This is a genomic window from Streptomyces sp. NPDC096323 (genome assembly GCF_040302845.1).
GTDB lineage: Bacteria > Actinomycetota > Actinomycetes > Streptomycetales > Streptomycetaceae > Streptomyces.
Window position 1 is genome coordinate 15,300 of sequence record NZ_JBEOSI010000021.1, and the last position, 21,110, is coordinate 36,409.

Genomic DNA, 21,110 nt, shown 5'->3' on the forward strand with positions numbered 1-21,110 from the left:
CGTTGAGCTCGCACTCGCCTGGGCCGGGACGGACCGGTCACGTCTCGGCGGCTGCCTTCTCGCGCTGCCGCTCCCACGCCCGGTCGGCGAGCGCCGGATCCCGGAGGATGTCCGCGGCGGTGCAGGCCAGGGCGCGGGCCGACGCGAGCATCACCCGACGCGCCCGCTCGCCGGCCGCGGCAGTGGCGAACTCCGGTGTGTGGTCGGAGTGTTCGGGGCCGAGGATGGCCACGAAGGGGTGGATGGCGGGAACGACCGCGCTCACGTCGCCGATGTCGGACGAGCCCAGGAAGACACCGGGCGTCGGTTCCCGGAGGTCGATGCCGGTCTCCCGGAGGTGCTGGGCGAACCGTCCGGACAGCACGTCGTTGTCGCGGAAGTGGTGGTAGCCGGCGGTGACCCGTGACGACTCCGCCCTGGTGCCGGTAGCGGTGGCGGTGCCCTCCGCGCACCGCACGACCTCTGTGACCAGTGCGTCCAGGGCACTCGTCGTCGCCGCGCGGAGGCCGAAGAGGCCCTCCGCGCGCTCCGGCACGATGTTCGTCGCACGGCCGCCGTCCGTGATGATGCCCTGGACGTGGGAGCCGGGCGGGAGTCGCCGCTGCAGCACATCGAGCGAGCCGAACATCCGGATGAGGGCGGCAAGGGCGTCGATGCCCTCGGTCGGACTGCCCGTGGGGTGCGCGGCGCGCCCGTGGAAGACGGTGCGCACCTGGAGCTGCGCCGTCAGCGGTGCCCACACCCAGTCGTTGACGCCGGGATGGAACATCAGGGCGGCGTCGGCCTCGTCGAACGCTCCGGCTCCCACCAGGGCGACCTTGCCGCCGCCGCTCTCCTCGGCCGGGGTCCCCACGGCCATGACCGTGCCGGGACGGCCGGATTCCGGATCCTCACGGAGGGCGCCGTTCAGGGCCAGAGCGGCGCCGAGTCCGGCGGCGGCGATCAGGTTGTGCCCGCAGGCGTGCCCCAGTCCGGGCAGTGCGTCGTACTCCATCAGCAGCGCCACTCGGGGCCGGGTTCCGGCGCCTGCCTGCGCGACGAACGCGGTGGGCAGGTCCGCGGTCCCCCGCTCCACGGCGAAACCGGCGCGCTCGAGCTCGCCGGAGAGCAGCCCTGCTGCGGCATGTTCCTCGTAGGCGAGTTCGGGGTCGCGGTGCAGGGCGAGCGCGATGTCCCACAACCGGGACGCCCGGGCCGTCACCTGGCGGGTGATCCGGCCGTGGAGAGCGGGAAGACCGTACGTGTCCGGCCCGCCGGACCCGTACGGTCCTCGGTCTTCCGGCATCGTCCTCACTCCTCCACGGCGACGCGCACGCTCCGCACCTCGCCGTCCACCGCGTCCGGGACCACCATGCCGGCGTCGACCCCGCTGCGCAGGTAGTCCAGGACGTCCCGGGACAGCCGTTCGCCGGGCAGCGCCGCGGGGATGCCCGGCGGATACGGGGTCAGCATCTCGGCGGCGACGCGGCCGGCCGCCTCGCGCCACGGCACCTGCTCGGTGGGGCCGAAGAAGGCGTCGCGCGGAAGCATGACCTGGTCGAGCCGCAGCCCGTCGGGGCCCGGGACGTGGATGTCGGGTGCGGGCCGCAGCTCCTCGGCGTGCCGGGCGAGATCCTCGAAGGCGGCGAGCAGCCGTTCGGCCGACTGCTCGTCGTCGGCGTGGGAGAACTGCGCACTGATGCGGCGGTGATCGCTGAGGTGCAGATCGACGCGGTGATGCTCACGGATCCAGTCGGCCGCGTTGTACCCGGAGACGCCGAGCCCCGTGATGTCCACGATGACCTGGAGCGGGTCCATGTCCGAAGCACGTCCCGGCCCGCAGAAGTCGTCGCGGCCGTGCACGTGCATGCCGTCGATCGCGGCGATCCGCTCCCGTACACCGGCGACCAGGGCCAGAGCGTCGTCGTACAGAGCGCGTCCGTGTTCCACCATCTGCCGCCGCCAGCCGTCGAGGGCGGCGTAGACGAGGCTGGAGGGGCTCGTCGTGCCGAGCAGGTCTTCGCGGGAGCTGAGCACGTGGGGGTCGACCAGGTCGCCCCGCAGATGGAACACGGAACTCTGCTCCAGCCCGGAGCCCATTTTGTGTACGGAGGTGACGCACACGTCAGCACCGGCATCCATGCCCCACGCCGGCAGATCGGGATGGAACGGCAGGTGCGCGCCCCAGGCCTCGTCGGCGATCAGGGGTTTGCCGTGCTCGTGACAGACGGCGGCGATGGCGGCGAGATCGGCGCAGGTGCCGTACGGAGTGGGGCTGGTGACCAGCGCCCCTCTGGCCTCCGGATTTTCGCGGAACGCGGCGCGGAAGGACTCGACGGCCGGTGGGTGCGTGAGATGCAGGCCGGCGTCCCACCGCGGATCGACCCAGACCGGGCGGACCCCGGAGATGATGAGCCCCGAGATCACCGACTTGTGCGCGTCCCTGCCGACGAGCAGGGTCTCGTGCGGGCCCGCGACCGAGAGCATGGCCGCCTTGACCGAGAGGGAGCTTCCACACGTGGAGAAGAAGGTGTGCTCGGCGTCGACGGCGTCCGCCATCAGCGCCTGGGCCTCGGCGAGGATGCCGTGCGAGGACGTACGGTCGTCGAGCCCGCTGACGGCGAGGACGTCGGAGCGGAAGACTGCGTCTCCCAGCACGGCACGGACGCGCGGATCCGCACCCCGTCCCTGCTTGTGCCCAGGAGGGGTGAAGGGCGTCTGTCGCTCGGCGTGATAAGCCTCGAGCGCTTCCAGTACCGGTGCCTTCGAGTGGTCCATGGAGAGGTCGGTCCCCCGTGGGGTCGTGCCAAAACGGGATTGCACGACTCTTCGCCCGTCCGGCCCGCTGTTCACCCGGCAGGCGGGCGGGCTTGCGGTCCCGGCCGGTTCCTGGGCAGTGAGGGTGCCGCCTCCGGACGCGGTCGGCGTCAGGCCTGCCGGGGCGGCGGATTGCCCGTGGATCGCGCGTCGTGATCCTGTCCGGTCGTGGCGGACCAGCTGGCGAGCAGCTTCAGGCCGTCCTCGGCGGCGGTGTCGGGGGGCGCGCTGTAGACGACGACGCTCAGGCCGCTTTCGTCCGGCAGGCTCAGCGTCTCCTGATCGAGTTCCAGTTCGCCAACGAGCGGATGGTTGAGGCGTTTGGTGCTGTCACGGAAGGCGTGGACGTCCTGGGATCCCCACATCACGCGGAAGGCGTCACTGCGGGTGGCCAGTTCACCGATCAGGTTCGACAGCTCCCGGTCGTCAGGACTTTTCCCCGCCGCGATGCGCAGCGCGCCCACGGCGAAACGGGCCATGCGCTCCCAGTCGGTGTAGAACCGCCTGGCCGCGGGGCTGAAGAAGGCGAACCTGGCGACGTTCGTCCCACAGGCCGGGTCGGCGTACATCTCCGAATACAGGGCCCGGCCCAGCGGATTGGCGGCCAGGGCATCGAGGCGGTTGTTCATCACGTACGCCGGAAGGTCCGGCATGCCGTCGACGATCCGCGCCACACTCGGCCGCACCGCAGGCCGGACCGCCTGCCGGGGGGCCCGTGTCCGGGGCACCGGCCCGGCGGCCCGCGCGAGGTCGTAGAGGTACGTGCTTTCGGTGTCGTCGAGCCGCAGGGCGTGGGCGAGGGCGGCCAGCACGCTGTCGGAGACCCCTTGGAGGGTGCCGCGCTCCAGGCGCGTGTAGTACTCGACGCTCACCCCGGCGAGCGTGGCGACCTCTCCCCTGCGCAGTCCGGGAACCCGGCGCTGACCGTACGTCGGAAGCCCTGCCTGCTCCGGGGTGATCCTGTCCCGTCGCGAGCGAAGGAATGCGCTGACTGCGTCCCGGTTGTCCATGGGGCCAGGGTAGGCGGGAGATACGACACGTAGGGGTCCCTGCCAGTACCCCTCACAGCAAGGACTCCCCCGGCATGCCCGACTCGCGTTGTCTGGTGCCTGCCCCGGTCCACCGGGGTCCGGCCCCGTGAGGACGTACGCGCCCCGGCCGGCAGCACCTGAGCACTGAGGACACACAGGATGAGCAAGCAGACCGCGACCGTGACCGAGCGCCCCGCGGATGTCGTACGAGGGCTGTACGAGGCGATGGGCAAGGGCGATGTGCCGGGCCTCCTGGCCCGACTCGCCCCCGATGTGATCGTCGATGAGCCGAACCAGCTCCCGTACGGCGGCGTGCACCGGGGCCGCGAGGTGTTCGTGCAGTCGGTCCTGGGCGCGATGATGGGCTACGCCGATGTCGCGATCGCCGACGCCGAGGTGTTCGAGGGCCCGGCCGGCGTCGTGGGAACGCTCACCGGAACGCTCACCGCCCACACCACCGGTGAGAAGTTCCCGCTGACCATGGTGGAGATCCACCGGGTCGAGGACGGGATGGTGTGCAAGATCGACGTCTACACCAAGAACCCCGACGAACTCGCCGCCTTCTATGCTCGCGCCGAGGCGGGCACCCTCTGAACCCGGGGTGCGTGACGCAGCGCCGGGTGGCCGCTGGTCAGCCGCCCGCGTTGTCGGCGCGCAGCCGCACCTGTTCCTCCAGCCGCTGGAGGCTGCTGTCGAGGGCGCCCCGCACCGCCTGCTCGCCCGGGTCGTGGCTCTCGTCGAAGAAGGACAGGTGCACCGTCACCTCACTTGCTCCGCTGCCGATGCCCGCGACCTGGAGCCAACCGGTGTAGCTCCCTTGGTCGCGGGTGCCCCATTCGAGCCGCATCTGGTCGGGCCGGGCTCGCAGCAGGGCGGACACGTCCTCATGGGTGCGGTCCTCGTGCACGGTGACGGCGGGCGGGTCCTCGGCATGCACGTGCAGGCCCTGCGGCATCCAGGCCTCCAGCTGGTCGACGTCGGCGGCTTGGCCGAAGACGTGCTCCGGCAGGGCGGGCATCGTGCGTGAACGTTCGTACTCGGTCATCGCGCCACCGTTTCTCGGCTCGGAGATATACGACCGAACGAATGCCCGGCCCGCCGGATCCGAAGCCGCAGCCTCGAAGTTCCACCCGTTCGCACGAGCGGGGGAGCGCCGGCGGCGGCCGCCACGCCGGGGCGGGCGCCCTCCCCCGGAGCGACGCCTGCGGGAGGTAGACCGGGCGGACCCGAGGAAAGGGCAGGCGGATGGGCGACGACTCGACCGGGACGGCGACGGACGCTCTCGTGCGGCTGCTGCTCGTTTCGGACACCCATGTGCCCCTGCGTGCCAGGCGGCTTCCCGACGTGCTGCTGGCCGAGGTGGAACGGGCGGACGTGGTCGTCCATGCCGGGGACTGGGTCGACGTGGCCACCCTTGAACTGCTGGAGGGACGTGCGCGCCGCCTGGTCGGCGTGTACGGCAACAACGACGGCCCGGAACTGCGGGCTCGTCTGCCCGAGGTGGCCCGCGTCCGGCTGGGCGGCCTGCGGTTCGGCGTCGTCCACGAGACAGGGGCGGCCCGCGGGCGGGAGGAGCGCTGCGCCACGCTCTTCCCGGACCTGGATGTCCTGGTTTTCGGCCACAGCCACATCCCGTGGGACACCGAGGCGCCGGGGGGACTGCGCCTGCTGAACCCGGGGTCGCCGACGGACCGCCGACGGCAGCCGTACTGCACGTACATGACGTGCACGGTGACGCGAGGGGTGCTCGGCGAGGCGGTCCTGCACCGCCTGCCGAGGCGGTGAGCACTCCTCGCGGGGGCCTGACCCGGGGATCCGGCGTCAGCGCACACCGTGAGGGCGGAACTGAACGCTGATGCGTGGCCCCCGGGCGTGGGCGGTCTTGGGGATCGCGTGCTGCCAGGTGCGCTGGCACGAGCCGCCCATGACGATCAGGTCGCCGTGGCCCAGCGGCCGGCGCACCGTGTCGCCACCGCGGCACGGGCGCAGGAGCAGATCGCGCGGGGCGCCGAGGGAGAGGATGGCGACCATCGTGTCCTGATAGGAACTGCGGCCGTTCACGTCGCCGTGCCAGGCGACGCTGTCGCGCCCGTCACGGTAGTAGCACAGGCCCGCCGTGGTGAAGGGCTCGCCCAGTTCGTCGCCGTAGTGGGTGGACAGCGCGTCGCGGGCCTCGTCCAGTACGGGACTCGGCAACGCGTCCTCGGCCCGGTAGAAGGCGAGCAGCCGGGGCACGTCGACCGTCCGGTCGTACATCTGCCGGCGCTCCGCACGCCAGGGCACGTCGGCGGCGAGCTCGGTGAAGAGCTCGTCGGCGCCGCTCAGCCAGCCGGCCAGCACGTCGATCCATGCCCCGTCACCGAGGACTGTCCTGCGCAGCCCGGTGAGACGGCCCAGCTGAGGCCGGTCCGCCTGGTCGAACAGCGAACCCTGGAGAAATTGGGACATGAGGCAAGCCTACCTCGCGCATCGAACATACGTTCCCTTCGCCTGACCGGCCCCGTCCGCCCGGGTCGCCGCCATCCAGGAGGGGCCCCGATCGGCCCCTATTGGAGGCGCCATGCGCCCTCATAGGATCCAGGCCCGGCTTGTCCACCGGCCCCCAGGAGGTGTCGTGCCATCCCGCGTCAAGTTCTGTTACACCTGCGACTCCGACGAGCCTCACCGTCCCCTTACCGGGAACGAGAAGGCATGGCTCAAGGACCGCACCGGCCGGAAGAACGTCGATGAGTTCCTGATGTGCAAGGCGCCGAGCTGCCGCAACGTACGCAGCGGCTTCAACAAACGCCCCTTCAACCCAGTCATCCGCGTACCACTGCCCGACTAGTGCCCACCCGGAGGACCGCCCACCCCTTGACATTGTTTGCATTACCCATAACATTGTTGTTGGTAATACAAACCAACTCGGGAGTCCCTCATGCATGCTGCGGTCATCACGACATACGACGCACCGCCCGTCTGCGGCCAACACCCCGACCCCGTGGCCAAGGGCGAGCACGAGATGGTCGTGGACGTCCTGGCGGCGGGTCTGCACCACCTGACCCGGTCCAAGGCGAACGGCACCCACTACTCCGCCACCGGGGCCTTTCCGCTGGTGCCCGGCGTCGACGGCGTGGTGCGCGACTCCTCCGGCCGCCTGCGTTACGCGGTCCTCGACGACACGGACCTCGGCACCTTCGCCGAGCGCACCGTGATCGACGCGCGCCGAAGCGTCGTCCTGCCCGACCACGTGGATCCCGTCCGGATCGCCGCCGCGATGAATCCGGGCATGTCCTCATGGGTCGCCCTGCGCCGCCGCATCGCCTTCCGCGAGGGGCAGCGCGTCCTCATCCTCGGCGCCACCGGCAGCGCCGGACGCATGGCCGTACAGATCGCCAAGCGGTTCGGCGCAGCGCAGGTCTTCGCCGCCGGGCGGGACACCACCCGCCTCAAGACTCTGCCCGGCCTCGGCGCGGACCTGGCGCTCACCTTCGACGAAATCGCCGCGGCAGCCGACGTCGACGTCGTTCTCGACTTCGTGTGGGGCGCTCCCGCCGCCGACGCCATGCTGCCGATGCTGACGGCCCGCGCCGACCGCTCGGCCCCGCTGACCTGGATTCAGATCGGCTCCATGGCGGGCGCGTCCGCCCCGATCCCTTCCGCCGCACTGCGTGCGGCCCAGTTGCAGATCGTGGGCAGCGGCATCGGCTCGGTCTCCCCCGGTGAATTCATCGCCGAACTGCCCGAGCTGGCACAAGCGGTGACCGAGGGCGCCCTCGACATCCAGGCCCGTGCCGTGCCGCTCGCCCAGATCGGGCAGGCATGGACCGAAAACACCGGCGAGCGCCTGGTCTTCGTGCCCTGACGCCCTCCGGTTGCAGGGACACGGCGTCCTCCGGGGGCGCAATCGCCCCGGACCGTTCCTGGCGTCTCACGACCGACGGCGACGGCGCGCAGGCGGACTCTGCGCAGATCGACGGAGACGCGGGTCTCTTCGACCTCCGCCTCGCGCGCAGGAGCCGGAGGAGGGCGTGACACGGGGGTAGTTCTCCGCCAGAAAGCAACAAAAACTGACGTCATCATTGTGTCGGTTGTGTTCTCTTTCTAGGGTGGGCGCGTCTCAACAGGTGTTACCGGTCACACCGGTCGCACATCTTGGCGCACGAGGAAGGCCCCCACCATGGCCCACCCGAACTCGTCCCCGCACCCCCACCCCCACCCGCATCGCGCTTACGTGAGCCGCCGCCGGCTTCTCGAGGCGGGTGCCGCCGTGCTCGGCGGCCTGGCCCTGTCCGGCGCACCGCCGGTTGCCCCCGCGTTCGCCGCCGCCGGCCTCCAAGCCGGCGGCGGCGAGTGGAACGGGCGCATCGACGTCTTCCGGCTCGGCACGGAGCCACCGCACACCACGCTCATGCCGTACGCGAACCTCAAGCAGGCTCTCGCCGCCGACCGCACCGCGTCTCCGTGGCGTCAGAGCCTCGACGGCACATGGAAGTTCGCGTACGTGGACCGGCCGGCCGACAAGAAGGCGGACTTCTACCGCACCGACCTCGACGACTCCGGCTGGGAGACCACCCCGGTCCCCTCGGCCTGGCAGCTGCACGGCCACGACTTCCCGGTCTACGTCAACATCACCTACCCGTGGTGGGGGCCCAACGGCCTCGGCGAGGACGCCCAGCCACCCGCCGCGCCCACCCTGTACAACCCCGTCGGCCAGTACCGGCGCACCTTCACCGTGCCGAGGGGCCGGGCGGACCGGCGCACGTTCCTGCACTTCGAGGGCGTCAAGGCAGCCCACTACGTCTGGATCAACGGCCACCTGGCCGGCTACCACGAGGACTCGTACACCCCGGCCGAGTACGACATCACCCCGTACCTGAAGGACGGCACCAACCAGATCGCCGTCGAGGTCTACCGCTACTCCGACGGCGACTGGCTCCAGGACCAGGACATGATCCGGCTGAGCGGCATCTTCCGGTCGGTGTACCTGTACTCCACGCCCGGCGTCCACGTGCGGGACTTCAAGCTCGAGACCCCTCTCGGTGACGGGTTCACCACGGCCGGACTGTCGGTCACCGCACACGTACGGGACTACGCGGGCGACGCCGCCGGGGCGGCCTACACGGTCGAGACGCAGCTGTACGACGCCGGCGGGCACGCGGTGTGGGCACGCCCACTGGCCCAGCGCGCGACACCGGCAGCCGGTGAGGTGACCGTGAAGGGCGTCAGGCCCATTCCCTCGCCCCGTCTCTGGTCCGCCGAGGACCCGTACCTGTACACCGCCGTCCTCCAGCTCCGCGACCCCGCCGGCAAGGTCGTGGAGACCCTCTCGCACCGAATCGGTCTGCGCGCGTTCGAACTGACGGACGGGCTGATGCGGATCAACGGACAGCCGGTCACCTTCCGCGGCACCAACCGTCACGAGATGCACCCGGAGCGCGGTTCGGCTCTCAGCCGGGCCGACATGGTCGAGGACATCACGCTCATCAAGCGGCTGAACATCAATTCCGTACGCACCTCGCACTACCCCAACAACCCGCTCTGGCTGGAACTCGCCGACGAGTACGGTCTCTATCTGGTCGATGAGACCAATCTGGAGACGCACGGCATCCGCGACCGGTACCCGGCCGGCAAGGCCGACTGGACCGAGGCGTGCGTGGACCGTGCGCAGAACATGGTCCACCGCGACAAGAACCATGCCTGCGTCGTCATCTGGTCGCTGGGCAACGAGGCCGGCTCGGGCTCCGCCTTCCGCGCCATGCACGACTGGATCCGCGCCTACGATCCGACCCGCGTCATCCAGTACGAGGGCGACGACGGCCCCGCCACCAGCGACATCCGTTCCAGGATGTACGAGTCGCCGAGCCGGGTGGAGGCGCGGGCGAAGGACACCTCCGACACCCGGCCGTACGTGATGATCGAGTACGCCCACTCGATGGGCAACTCGACCGGCAACTTCAAGGAGTACTGGGACGTCGTCCGCCGCTACGACGTCCTCCAGGGCGGCTGGATCTGGGACTTCGTCGACCAGGCGCTCAGCTGGCCGGCGCCGACGCGCAAGCTGCTCACCGAGACCGGCCCCGCCGGGCTGAAGGGCGAGGTCATCAACCCGTCGGGCTCGTTCAGCCACGAGCACGGGGTGAGCGGCGCGACCGTCTTCGCGCGTGACGACCGGCTCGATCTGACCGGCTCGCTCACCCTGGAGGCCTGGCTGACCCCGCACGTCCGCGGCTTCCACCAGCCGATCCTGGCGAAGGGCGACACCCAGTACGCGCTGAAGCAGACCGACAAGCGTGTCGAGTTCTACATCCATGCCAACGGGCAGTGGGTCGCCGCTTCCTGGGCGACGCCCGACAACGGCTGGACGGGCGAGGAGCATCACGTCGCGGGTGTCTATGACGCGGGCCCGGGAACGCTGACCCTGTACGTGGACGGCGCCGCCAAGGCCACGACGAACACCGCCCACGGGCCCAGCAGCAGCACGGCGCCACTGTCTCTCGCCGGTGAGGTCGAGAACCCGACACGGGAGTTCAGCGGCACGATCCGCGGGGCCCGGGTGTACGCCCGTGCCCTGACGCCCGCCGAGCTGGCCGACGACGGGCGTGGTCCGGGGGACGACGGTGTGCGCTTCTGGTTCGACGCACGGACAGCCCGCTACCAACAGGAGAAGGCCCGGGCGAAGACCTTCCACGCGTACGGGGGCGACTGGGGCGACAACCCCAACGACGGTGCGTTCGCCGGCGACGGCATCGTGCTGCCCGACCGCCGTCACACCGGAAAGGCGGCCGAGGTCAAACGGGTCTACCAGACGATCCACGCGATCCGCGCGGACGGGGCGGCGCCCGGCGAGATCACCCTCAGGAACGAGAACCTCTTCACCAACCTGCGTGACTACGACGGCAGCTGGGAACTCTCGGCCGACGGCGAGACGGTGCGGCGCGGCAGGATCAGCCGCGCACAGCTCGACGTGCCACCGATGACCGGCAAACGCATCACGCTGCCCGTGGAACTGCCCGCCCGCCCGGCACCCGGGACCGAATACTTCCTCCAGCTGTCCTTCACGACGAAGGAACGCACGCCGTGGGCCGAGGCCGGTTTCGAGGTGGCGCGGGTGCAGCTGCCGCTGGACGCGCACAGCCCCGGAATCCAGCCGGTCCCCCTCGCCGGGGTGCCGAAGCTCGCGTACCGGAGCGGGGCCGCCGACATCTACGTCACCGGCAGAGGTTTCGAGGTCGTCATCGACAAGTCGACCGGGCTCATCACCTCGTACGAAGCGGCCGGCAGGAACCTCCTCGTGTCCGGCCCGGTCCCCAATTTCTGGCGGGCTCCGACCGACAACGACCACGGCAACGGTCAGCACACCCGCAACCAGACCTGGCGGGACGCGGGCGCGCGGCGCCGGGTGACCGATGTGACGGTGCGCGGGCTCGACGGGCGCGCGGTCGAGATCACGGTCGCGGGCACCCTGCCGACGAGCACCGCATCGGCGTACACCACGACCCTGACTGTCTTCGGCAACGGTGAGATCAAGGTCGACAACACTCTCGCTCCGGGCGCGTCGAGCCTCCCGTACATCCCCGAGATCGGGACCCTCCTCCACCTGCCCGCGGCCCTGGAGCAGCTCCACTACTACGGTCGCGGGCCCGAGGAGAATCACTGGGACCGCAAGGACGGTACGGACGTGGGGCGTTGGTCCGGGACCGTTTCCGGGCAGTGGACCCCGTACCTGCGTCCGCAGGAGAGCGGGAACAAGACCGACGTGCGCTGGGCGGCGCTCACCGACCGGCAGGGTCGCGGGCTGCTCGTCAGCGGTGACGGGCTCCTGGAGGTCAACGCCTCGCATTTCACGCCGGAAGACCTGTCCGTGGGCGCTCGCCACGACTACCAGCTCACGCCCCGTGACGAGGTGATCCTGCGGGTCAACCACCGGCAGATGGGCGTCGGAGGGGACGACAGCTGGGGCGCGCAGACTCACGAGGCGTACAAGCTGTTCGCCGACCGGGACTACTCGTACACCTACCGGCTGCGTCCGCTCACCGACGTACGGAACGCGAGCAGCCTGTCACGCCGGCCGACGGCGCTCGGCTGATCGCTGTGAGCCGGTTCCGGCGCCCGGCGGGCGTCGGCACCGGCTCACGAACCCGCCCCTGTGCGGACGTCTGTGACGCCCCGTCACTTCATGGACCGGCAGCCAGCACGATCACCTCGTCGTCCGCGTTCCAGTACCGGACCTCCGCCTTGGCGGGGTTGACTCGCACCTCATGATCGGCACCCATCCACTCGGGTCCGCGGCTGCGGTATCCGAGTGCGCACTCCCCCCGGCGCGAAGCGGCCTCGACGACCGTGGCGAAGGACGCCCGCTGTCCCGGCCGGATGTAGTCGCCGGCGGGCTTGAGGTGGATCGCGTTGCCCTGCGGAGCGAGCAGTTCCCCGAACAGGCCGGCGAGATGCCGGTTCTGGGAGATCTGAGCCATGAGAAGGCCGACCAGTTTCCCGCTCACGATGAAGTCGGCGCCGACGCCGGCGGGGGCGAGGACTCTGTTGCGGTCGTCGGTCATCTCGGTGACCACCCGGACCGGGACCCCCGACGTGCGCTCCCGGTCACGCAGGAGCAGCAGCGTGACCAGCGTCCGGTCGTCCGGCGAGTCACGACCGGGCCCATGGTCCGGGCCGAGCACGATGACGCAGTCGTGGCCGGAGAGGTCCAGGCCGTTCACCGTCCCGGGAAGGGTCGGGTCGCCCCGGCCGAAGGTGACGGTCAGCGCGGGAGCGGCTTGCGCGGCGGCGTCCCGTACCTCCGTCGCCAGGTCCTCGCCGCCGTGGGCCACCACGTGGAGGACGGAAGCGGCCGCGGCATGGGCGCAGAGGTGGCCGACGATGTGCGGGGCGCGGCGGTTCCATCCCAGAAGCAGCACCCGCTCGGGCTGCGTCGCCGCCGGCGCCCGGCTCACCATCACCGACTCGTCGAAAGCGGCGGGTTCCTCGGTGAAGACTGTGGTGTCGTCGTCCCGGGCGATCACGACAAGCCGCTCGCCCGGGCGCAGGACCGAGGCGGCCGGCGGGTTCAACCGCAGGGCCCCGTCCGCTCGTACGACTCCGACCACGCTGGACTCGGGGCATGCCCTCGCCACCTCGGCGAGGACACGGCCGGTCCGGGCCGGTGCGTCGACCACGTAGAACTCGTCGCCGGCGAAGTCGAGCAACTCCTGGTAGACGAGCGAAAGACCGGGCTGCCTGGCGCACTGGGCGACGAGCCGGGCGGTGATTTCGTCGATCTCGAGCACGACCGCGCCGGGGCCGGCCGCGAGTTGTGCGGCGAGGCGGTACCGGGCGTCTCGCACCACCGCCACGGTCCGCACCCCGCAGCCGGCGCCGACCGTGGTCCGCAGCGCCAGCAGGTTCTTGACGATCTCCGCGTCCTCGTCCGGCCGGTCACGGGGCAGGATCAGGACGACGTTCGCGGTGCCCGGGCTGACGCGCGCGAGCGCGGCCGGATCGGTGGGGCGTCCGTTGCGGCAGACGATCCTCGTCCGGCCGGTGTCCCCCACCTCGCTGCGCAGCCGCTCCTCCATTTCCGTCACGTCGCGGTCGGCCAGGACCGCGACGGCGCCCCGGCGCTGGTTGGCGTCGGCGGCGACGAGCTCGGCCACGACGGTGAAGATCTGCTCCGACCAGCCGAGCACGACGGTGTGACCGCTCTCCAGCACGGTGGAGTGGCCACGCCGCAGGGCGACGAGCTCTTCGGTGATCGCCGTGGTGATGAGGCCCACGATGGTGGAGGCATAGAAGAGCGCCATCAGCGCCAGCAGGACCGACAGAACGACGCGCATCGGTGTGCCGACCTCTCCTCCCAGCCTGAGGGTCTGCCCGACGCTCCGCCACACCGCCGCGGTCTTGGCCGAAACGGTGTCCGGGGCCCGGTCGTCCGTCCACACCAGAAGGGCGCTCACCGGGACCACGACGGCCAGGCAGGCGACGGCAAGCCATCCGATGAGAGCGGTCATGCCCCTGGCGAGAGTGTTGTCGAACCAGTACCGGGCGCGCTCGTACAACGGAGCGCGGGGCGGTGTCCCCCGCGCCGGCCGCGACACATGGGCCGGTGTGCTGCGTGGCTGCCTCTGCCGCCCCACGCGGGCGCCGTCCGCGCTCCGGCGCCGGCGCTCATCCTTGATCATCCTGTACACAGCAGCAGCGTGCGGACTCGGCTCCGCCGCCACACGGGTATCCGGCGACGTTTCATCCGATAGGGATCAGAACGGTGGCGACGACATCGCACCCGTGATCATTCCGGCCGGGGCCGGAGCAGATCATGGCCGGGTCGGTGTCCTGGCGGGGGCAGCTCGCCTTCAAGTGATGAACACTGCGCATCCCATTGACATGCCCATTGCTCTATCGCTTTTATGGCGCCGGGCCGCAAGCCCTCGCCTCCCACCCCCCGCAGAGCGGGAGTTGGGCCCGGGGCCGGGACCGGCGATCGCCCGCGACACCACCATCCCCCATGCCATCAGGGGCCCGGTGCGCGACTGAATGGGAGCGCTCCCATGATCACGTCGCCGGACCATGCCCCCGAGAGAGGAACCAGCACCGTGCTTCACCCTCTCCGCCTTCTCCGACGAGCGGCCAGGACGGCCGCCATCACCGCGGCCGCCCTGCTCCTTCCCCTCGCAGGTTCTCAGGTTGCCCATGCCGCCGACGCCGCGCCGGGGGCCGGCTACTGGCACACCAGCGGCCGGCAGCTCCTGGACGCAGCGAACCACCCGGTCCGCGTCGCCGGAATCAACTGGTTCGGCTTCGAGACGTCCAACTACGTGCCGCACGGCCTGTGGTCCCGCGACTACAAGAGCATGATCGACCAGATGCAGTCGCTGGGCTACAACACCATCAGGCTGCCGTACAGCGACGACATCTTCACCGGCACGGCACCCACGAGCATCAACTACTCCGCAGGCATGAACAGTGATCTGCAGGGTCTCGACTCGCTCGGGGTGATGGACCGCATCGTGGCGCACGCGGGCAGCATCGGTATGAAGGTCATCCTCGACCGGCACCGGCCCGACGCCGCCGGACAGTCGCCGCTCTGGTACACCGCCTCGGTCCCGGAGTCGACCTGGCTGGCCAACCTCAAGGCGGTGGCCGGCCGTTACGCCGGCAACGACGCGGTGATCGGCATCGACCTGCACAACGAACCGCACGACCCGGCCTGCTGGGGATGCGGCGACACCACGAAGGACTGGCGGCTGGCGGCGCAGCGCGGCGGCAACGCCGTCCTGTCCGTCAACCCCGATCTGCTCGTCTTCGTCGAGGGTGTTCAGACCTTCAACGGGGTCTCCGGCTGGTGGGGCGGGAACCTCATGGGCGTCGGGCAGTATCCGGTGGAGCTCAGCGTGGCGCACCGGGTGGTCTACTCCGCGCACGACTACGCGACCAGCGTCGCCCAGCAGCCCTGGTTCAGCGACGCGGCCTTCCCCGCCAACATGCCCGGCGTCTGGGACAAGTACTGGGGTTACATCTTCAAGCAGAACATCGCTCCGGTGTGGGTGGGCGAGTTCGGTACGACGCTCCAGTCCGCCACCGATCAGAAGTGGCTGAAGGCGCTGGCCGACTACCTGCGGCCCACGAGCCAGTACGGCGGCGACAGCCTCTCGTGGACCTTCTGGTCCTGGAATCCCAACTCCGGTGACACGGGCGGCATCCTCAAGGACGACTGGGCCACCGTCGACACGGTGAAGGACGGCTACCTGGCGAGCATCAAGTCCCCGGGCTTCGGCGGCGGCGGGAGCGGAGGTGACGACACCCAGGCCCCCTCGGCACCGGCCGGCCTCTCCGTCACCGGGACGACCAGCGGTTCCGTCTCGCTCTCCTGGACGGCCGCGTCCGACGACACCGGGGTCACCGGGTACGACGTCTACCGCGGCTCCACCAAGGCCGGCACGGCCACCGGCACCACGTACACGGACTCCGGTCTGACGGCCGGGACGTCGTACGTGTACTCCGTCCGGGCACGTGACGCCGCCGGCAACACCTCTGCGGCATCCGCCTCCGTGACGGCCACAACGGGCGGCGGGTCCGGCGGCGGCGGGTGCACAGCCACGTACACCGTCAGCGGGGACTGGGGAACCGGCTTCGGCGCGGATGTGACCGTGACCAACACGGGTACCAAGAGCGCCTCCGCGTGGAAGGTGAGCTGGACCTGGGCGGGAAGCCAGAAGGTCACGAACATGTGGAACGCGGCCTACACCCAGACCGGATCCGCGGTCAGTGTCGCGAATACCGCGTACAACGGCAGCCTCGCACCCGGTGCGCACACGAGTTTCGGCTTCCAGGGAACGCCGGGCTCGGGAGGCGTTCCGACCGTGAGCTGCACCCTCTCCTGATACGGCGGTGCCCCTCCGCCCCGGCCGGCGTCAGGCGGCCGGGGCGGAGGGTGTCGCTGCCGCCTACGGCCGTCTGCCGCTGCTCGTAGGGCTGGGGATCCGGCCGCCGAACGCGAAGAGCTCGAGACCGGGGGCCGGTGGGCAGACCCAGCATCCGGATCGCACGCTGCTCGGTTCCCTCGGGCACTCCCAGCCGGTGCTCCACGGCCGGTCCGCTTCTTGCACCGTCCTCGGCGCGCAAGGTGTCGTACAGCACCTCGGCGCGGAGAGCACGGGCGAAGAAGGCGGTCACGGCGTCGACGTCGGGGACGGTGACGCCGATGTGGTCGATGCCCCGCACAGAGCGGTCCCGGTGCTCGCCGTCAGGACGCCGCATCGGAGGGGCGCAGCCGGCGCAGGGGCTGGTCGAGTTCGCGCCGGTAGAAGTCGATGAAGCCGTCGGGGTCGGGGCCCGCGTTCTGCATGACGAGCCTGTCGAAGCCGGCGTCCACGTACCTCTGGGTGGCGGCCGCATAGCGCTCTGGGTCGGGGCCGCAGGCGAACTTCTCGAGAATGTCCTCCGTGCGGACGGTGGTGGTGGCGGCCTCGAAGTTCACCGGGTTGGGAAGTTCGCTCATCACCTTCCACCCCGTCAGCGCCCAGCGTGACGTCTTCAGCGCGGCCTGCGCGGCGGTCTGCTCGTCCTGTGCCCAGGCCATGGGCACCTCGGCGTATCCGGGACCCGAGCCGCCGGCCTCACGGTAGTGGCGGACGATCGAGGCCTTGTCCTCCGTGGCGAACAGACCGTCCCCCAGTTCGGCGGCGATGCGCGCGGAGTCCTGTCCGCTGGCCGCCACGGCGATCAGCGGAAGCTGCTCGGGCAGGTCGAAGACGCGCGCGTCCTCCAGGCGCAGGTGCTTTCCGTCGTACGAGCGGTATCCGCCCTGCCACAGCAGGCGGATGATCTCCAGCGCCTCGCGCAGCAGTTCGTGCCGCACCGGAACGGTGTCGGGGAACCCGCGGCCGACGACATGCTCGTTGAGGCGCTCGCCGGAGCCCACCCCGAGGACGAAGCGTCCGCCGGAGATCAGGGCGAGTGTCGCGGCGGCCTGGGCGATGATCGCGGGGTGGTAGCGGATCGTGGGGCAGGTGACGCCGGTCACCAGGCCGATGCGTTCGGTCCTGGCCGCGATCGCGCCCAGCACCGTCCAGGTGAACGGGGAGTGTCCCTGCACGTCCAGCCAGGGATGGAAGTGATCGCTCATCTCGACGAAGTCGAACCCTGCGGCTTCCGCGAGGACCGCCTGGCGGATGAGCTCTTGTGGACCGAATGCCTCGGAGGCGAGTTTGTAGCCGATCTCCATGAAGACACCCTGCCCTCCGGCGCGCCCGCCGCCTGGCAGACACCCCCGCCCGCCCGCATCTCCATCCGAACGGCGGGGCGCGGTCCGTGGGGGAAAGGCAACGGTCGCGCAGCGCAGGCGCGCTTCGTTACGGCGCGCTTCTTCGGGGAACACATGGCGCATCGGCCGCTGCGGCGTCGTCCGTCCGACGGCGGGGAGTGGCCGCCGGGCTGGGCGGTAGAAGGCGGGCGGTGAGTGATGGGCGCGGCCGGTACGGCATGGGGCCGGGTCGGACGTTGGTGGCACCGGGCGCGGGAGGTGCCGGGCACCGAGCGTCAGACGGTGCTTCTGATCGTCAAGAGGACGTTGGCCGCGACTCTGGCCTGGCTGGTCTCGTACTACCTCCTCGACGCGCCGTCACCCGCCTTCGCCCCGTTCTCCGCGGTGCTGATCATGCAGGTGACGGTGTACCAGTCCCTGCTGCAGGCGCTGCGCTACCTCATAGCGGTGGCGGTCGGCGTGGCCATGGTGGCGGCCATCGGGTTCGTGGTCGGCTCCGACCTGCTGAGTTTCGTCGTCGTGACGGTCATCGCCCTGGTCATCGGGCGATGGCCGAAGCTCGGCTCGCAGGGGTCACAAGTCGCGACGGCGTCGTTCTTCGCCTTCGCCACCTACGCCCTCGCACCGTCCGCCGGCCAGAAGACCGCTCAGCTGGGCGAGATCGTCCTGCTGGTCGTCATCGGCTGTGGGATCGGCGTCATCATCAATCTCACCGTGGCTCCGCCGATGCGCTATCGCAGTGCCGAGTACGCCCTGCGCGCGCTCTCCAACGCGCTGGGCGGGCTGGTGAGCGACATGTATCCGGTGCTGCGCGAGAACGAGATGGACCAGGAGCGCACCGGCGAATGGCGCAGCAGGGCCGAGAACACCGGCAGGCTGATCGCTCAGGCGAGAGACGGGTTCCGCACCGCGCAGGAAAGCCTCTACTACAACCCCCGGCTCCTGCTCCGCAGGTCGCCCCGGCGGCCCTCCTTCGAGGGATACGGCGCGGTGCTGGAGGCGCTCGTACGCTCCCTGTACCAGGTCGGGTCGCTGACGCGCAGTCTCGACCAGTGGCGGAGGGACGGGGGCGGGCACGACGACGCCGCGTTCTTCCGCAGCTACGCCGACTTCCTCGAGAGCGTCAACAAGATCACCGAGGTGCTCGGCGAGCTGGACGAGGACGTCCTGGAGGACCAGGCCCGGCAGATCGGCCGGCTGGCCGCGGAGGCTCAGGAGCGCTGCCGCGACGTGTCCGACCAGGCGGGCCGCTCCCGTCTGCCGCTCACCGACCCGGTCCACCCGTACGGGGTCCTCGTCGTCGAGTCGACCCGCCTCATGGAGGAGTTCCAGCACACCAGCGACGTGCTCGGGGCGATCTGCTGAACGGCACCGCCGGCCGGCCGGTCACGGCGAGCGTCCAGGTGCGGCCGAGGGCTGAAAACCGTGCGGGCCGCCGGAGTGTGCTCCGACGGCCCGGGTCGCCCCTGGATCGGGCGTACGTGATCCTTGGATCAGGCGGACGTGATGTTCTCCGCCTGCGGGCCCTTCTGGCCCTGCGTGATGTCGAAGGTCACCGCCTGGCCCTCCTGGAGCTCACGGAAGCCGGTGGCGTTGATGTTCGAGTAGTGTGCGAAGACGTCCGGCCCGCCGCCGTCCTGCTGAATGAAGCCGAAACCCTTTTCGGCGTTGAACCACTTGACGGTTCCGCTGGCCATGCCGGTACTCCTCAGTCGTTTCCAGGTTCCGCACCACACGGACCCCAGATGCCCCGGCCCCCGCACAGCGTGGCACCCGCGACGGAACGCGGGCGGTCGGTGGACCGCAGCATCTGGAAAAGACGCTACATGTCGAAGCCCGCTGCCACCAGAGGTTGACGGAGTGTTGCGGACGGTCCGGCCGCGAAGCACCGCGACAGTGTCCGGACCGCTCCGGTACACGGCATACGTTCCCCGGGTGAGGGCAACATGCAACACTCGCCTCCGATGGTTGAACCGGAATGATCACAGCGTCGTCCCGGTGCTCGAACAGCAGGCCGACCCCTTGAACGAGACACCCGCGTCCCCGACCTCGCGCACAGGAGCCCGGAACCGTGACCGTCCTGGATCCCTTCACCGACGCACTCGACTGCCCCCTGTATGTGGTGACCGCCGAGGCAGCCGGTGAGCGGGCCGGCTGCCTGGTCGGTTTCGGTTCCCAGTGCTCGATCCGGCCCGCCCGGTTCATCGTCTGGCTGTCGAAGGCCAACCGGACCTATCGCGTCGCCGCCCGCGCCGATCGCCTCGCGGTGCACCTGCTGAGCCGTGACCAGGACCGGCTGGCCCGGCTCTTCGGCGGTGAGACCGGTGACAGGACCGACAAGTTCGCCGAGGCGGCCTGGCACCCGGGCCCCGGCGGGGCACCGGTCCTCGACGAGGCCCCGGCCTGGTTCGTCGGCCGCGTCGAGACCCGGGTCGACGGCGGCGACCATGTGGGGTTCCTCCTCGCCCCGGAGGCCGCCGAGCACCCCGGAGGCAACGATCTCCGGCTCCTGTTCCTGACCGACGGCCTCGACATCACCCCGGGGCATCCGGCGGACTGACCTCAAGAAGTCCAGTGCGGCGGCGCCTCGGGCGCGGGATGATCACGGTCATGCTGATCGCTCATGAGGGTTGTTCGCCGGCGGTCCACCCCACCGCCTATGTCGCTCCGACGGCCACGCTCTGCGGGAACGTGCGGGTGGGGGCCGGGTGCCGGGTCCTGTTCGGCGCGGTGCTCACCGCCGAGGGCGGGCCGGTGGAGCTGGGCGAGGGCAGCATCGTGATGGAGAACGCGGTCCTGCGTGGCACCCGGCGGGATCCGCTGGTCCTGGGACGGCAGGTCCTGGTGGGGCCCACTTCCTGCCTGACCGGCTGCCGGGTGGAGGACGAGGTCTTCCTGGCCACGGGCAGCCGCGTCTTCAACGGGGCACGGATCGGAACCCGTTCGGAGGTGCGGATCAACGGCATCGTGCATCTGCGCACCGTGCTGCCGCCCGACTCGACGGTGCCGATCGGCTGGGTCGCCGTCGGCGACCCGGTACGCATCCTTCCGCCGCAGGACCACGACGGGATCTGGGCGGTGCAGAAGGAGCTGGACTTCCCCGGATACGTCTTCGGCCTGGACCGCCCGGCCGAGGGCGAGAGCCTGATGCCGGCCATCTCCGAGCGCTTCGGCCGGAACCTCGGCCGCCACAGGGACGACCGGCAGATCTGAACCCCGCTCCGCAACTCCGCAGGAATGGCGCTCCGATGTCGGGGCACCTGACGTCTCGGAGGTTGATACGTATGGTTCCCATCATTCTGGTTCTCCTGCTCGCACTGCTCCTCTTCGGGGCCGGATTCGCACTGAAGGCCCTGTGGTGGATCGCGGTCATCGTGCTGGTCGTATGGCTCCTGGGCTTCGTGATACGCCCGGCGGCCGGCGGCGGCAAGCGAGGGCGCTGGTATCGCTGGTAGGAGAGACCGCGTTCACTGACGAGGCGGGGTGGGGGGGGGGGGGGGGGGGGGGCCCCCCCCCCCCCCCCGGGGGGGGGGGGGGGCGGAAGACAG

Annotated in this window: 18 protein-coding genes; 10 read left to right on the forward strand and 8 right to left on the reverse strand. The window is 70.5% G+C overall.

Annotated elements, in window-relative coordinates; all coding sequences use genetic code 11:
• Positions 1-37: 37 nt before the first annotated feature.
• The 3 genes from ABTX18_RS35360 to ABTX18_RS35370 form a co-directional block, all read right to left on the reverse strand.
• A complete protein-coding gene (locus tag ABTX18_RS35360; RefSeq protein WP_352126902.1) occupies positions 38-1,285 on the reverse strand; it encodes an amidohydrolase in 1,248 nt (415 codons plus the stop codon).
• 5 nt (positions 1,286-1,290) lie between these two features.
• Positions 1,291-2,757, reverse strand: coding sequence for an aminotransferase class I/II-fold pyridoxal phosphate-dependent enzyme (locus tag ABTX18_RS35365; RefSeq protein WP_352126903.1), 1,467 nt, complete (start codon positions 2,755-2,757; stop codon positions 1,291-1,293).
• Between the two features lie 149 nt (positions 2,758-2,906).
• Positions 2,907-3,806, reverse strand: a complete 900-nt coding sequence (locus tag ABTX18_RS35370; RefSeq protein ID WP_352126904.1) for an MmyB family transcriptional regulator — start codon at positions 3,804-3,806, stop codon at positions 2,907-2,909.
• A gap of 180 nt (positions 3,807-3,986) precedes the next feature.
• Between ABTX18_RS35370 and ABTX18_RS35375 the strand changes: the two genes are divergently transcribed.
• The gene (locus ABTX18_RS35375; protein ID WP_352126905.1) at positions 3,987-4,421 is read left to right on the forward strand and encodes a nuclear transport factor 2 family protein; all 435 of its coding nucleotides are present in this window, start codon (positions 3,987-3,989) and stop codon (positions 4,419-4,421) included.
• A 37-nt stretch (positions 4,422-4,458) separates the two neighbouring features.
• On the opposite strand, the gene ABTX18_RS35380 is transcribed toward ABTX18_RS35375, so the two are convergent.
• On the reverse strand, positions 4,459-4,872 hold the full coding sequence (locus ABTX18_RS35380) for an SRPBCC family protein (protein WP_352126906.1): 414 nt from the start codon (positions 4,870-4,872) through the stop codon (positions 4,459-4,461).
• 239 nt (positions 4,873-5,111) lie between these two features.
• On the opposite strand from ABTX18_RS35380, the gene ABTX18_RS35385 reads away from it, so the two are divergent.
• Positions 5,112-5,612: a metallophosphoesterase family protein gene (locus ABTX18_RS35385; protein ID WP_352126918.1), complete on the forward strand. Its 501-nt coding sequence runs from the start codon at positions 5,112-5,114 to the stop codon at positions 5,610-5,612.
• Positions 5,613-5,648: 36 nt separating this feature from the next.
• On the opposite strand, the gene ABTX18_RS35390 is transcribed toward ABTX18_RS35385, so the two are convergent.
• Positions 5,649-6,275, reverse strand: a complete 627-nt coding sequence (locus ABTX18_RS35390; RefSeq protein ID WP_352126907.1) for an alpha-ketoglutarate-dependent dioxygenase AlkB — start codon at positions 6,273-6,275, stop codon at positions 5,649-5,651.
• A gap of 166 nt (positions 6,276-6,441) precedes the next feature.
• Between ABTX18_RS35390 and ABTX18_RS35395 the strand changes: the two genes are divergently transcribed.
• The 3 genes from ABTX18_RS35395 to ABTX18_RS35405 all read left to right on the forward strand — a co-directional run bounded on the left by ABTX18_RS35395 (position 6,442) and on the right by ABTX18_RS35405 (position 11,895).
• Positions 6,442-6,654, forward strand: a complete 213-nt coding sequence (locus ABTX18_RS35395) for a hypothetical protein (RefSeq protein WP_352126908.1) — start codon at positions 6,442-6,444, stop codon at positions 6,652-6,654.
• A gap of 90 nt (positions 6,655-6,744) precedes the next feature.
• Positions 6,745-7,671, forward strand: a complete 927-nt coding sequence (locus ABTX18_RS35400; RefSeq protein ID WP_352126909.1) for a quinone oxidoreductase family protein — start codon at positions 6,745-6,747, stop codon at positions 7,669-7,671.
• Positions 7,672-7,986: 315 nt separating this feature from the next.
• Positions 7,987-11,895: a glycoside hydrolase family 2 TIM barrel-domain containing protein gene (locus tag ABTX18_RS35405; protein WP_352126910.1), complete on the forward strand. Its 3,909-nt coding sequence runs from the start codon at positions 7,987-7,989 to the stop codon at positions 11,893-11,895.
• Between the two features lie 88 nt (positions 11,896-11,983).
• Here the strand turns inward: ABTX18_RS35405 and ABTX18_RS35410 are convergent, their stop codons facing one another.
• A complete protein-coding gene (locus tag ABTX18_RS35410) occupies positions 11,984-13,810 on the reverse strand; it encodes a CASTOR/POLLUX-related putative ion channel (protein WP_352126911.1) in 1,827 nt (608 codons plus the stop codon).
• Positions 13,811-14,392: 582 nt separating this feature from the next.
• Between ABTX18_RS35410 and ABTX18_RS35415 the strand changes: the two genes are divergently transcribed.
• Positions 14,393-16,180: a cellulase family glycosylhydrolase gene (locus ABTX18_RS35415; protein WP_352126912.1), complete on the forward strand. Its 1,788-nt coding sequence runs from the start codon at positions 14,393-14,395 to the stop codon at positions 16,178-16,180.
• Between the two features lie 362 nt (positions 16,181-16,542).
• Here ABTX18_RS35415 and ABTX18_RS35420 read toward each other — a convergent pair whose 3' ends face one another.
• Positions 16,543-17,523 (reverse strand): TIGR03557 family F420-dependent LLM class oxidoreductase, encoded by a 981-nt coding sequence (locus ABTX18_RS35420; protein ID WP_352126913.1) that lies wholly within the window; start codon positions 17,521-17,523, stop codon positions 16,543-16,545.
• 321 nt (positions 17,524-17,844) lie between these two features.
• On the opposite strand from ABTX18_RS35420, the gene ABTX18_RS35425 reads away from it, so the two are divergent.
• On the forward strand, positions 17,845-18,927 hold the full coding sequence (locus ABTX18_RS35425; protein ID WP_352126914.1) for an FUSC family protein: 1,083 nt from the start codon (positions 17,845-17,847) through the stop codon (positions 18,925-18,927).
• A gap of 128 nt (positions 18,928-19,055) precedes the next feature.
• Here ABTX18_RS35425 and ABTX18_RS35430 read toward each other — a convergent pair whose 3' ends face one another.
• Entirely contained in the window at positions 19,056-19,259 is a 204-nt protein-coding gene (locus tag ABTX18_RS35430) for a cold-shock protein (protein ID WP_136326921.1), read from the reverse strand.
• Between the two features lie 374 nt (positions 19,260-19,633).
• On the opposite strand from ABTX18_RS35430, the gene ABTX18_RS35435 reads away from it, so the two are divergent.
• From ABTX18_RS35435 to ABTX18_RS35445, 3 genes are all read left to right on the forward strand, one after another.
• Positions 19,634-20,122, forward strand: coding sequence for a flavin reductase family protein (locus ABTX18_RS35435; RefSeq protein ID WP_352126915.1), 489 nt, complete (start codon positions 19,634-19,636; stop codon positions 20,120-20,122).
• Between the two features lie 50 nt (positions 20,123-20,172).
• Positions 20,173-20,775: a gamma carbonic anhydrase family protein gene (locus tag ABTX18_RS35440; RefSeq protein WP_352126916.1), complete on the forward strand. Its 603-nt coding sequence runs from the start codon at positions 20,173-20,175 to the stop codon at positions 20,773-20,775.
• 71 nt (positions 20,776-20,846) lie between these two features.
• A complete protein-coding gene (locus ABTX18_RS35445; protein ID WP_352126917.1) occupies positions 20,847-21,017 on the forward strand; it encodes a hydrophobic protein in 171 nt (56 codons plus the stop codon).
• The last annotated feature ends 93 nt before the right edge of the window (positions 21,018-21,110 follow it).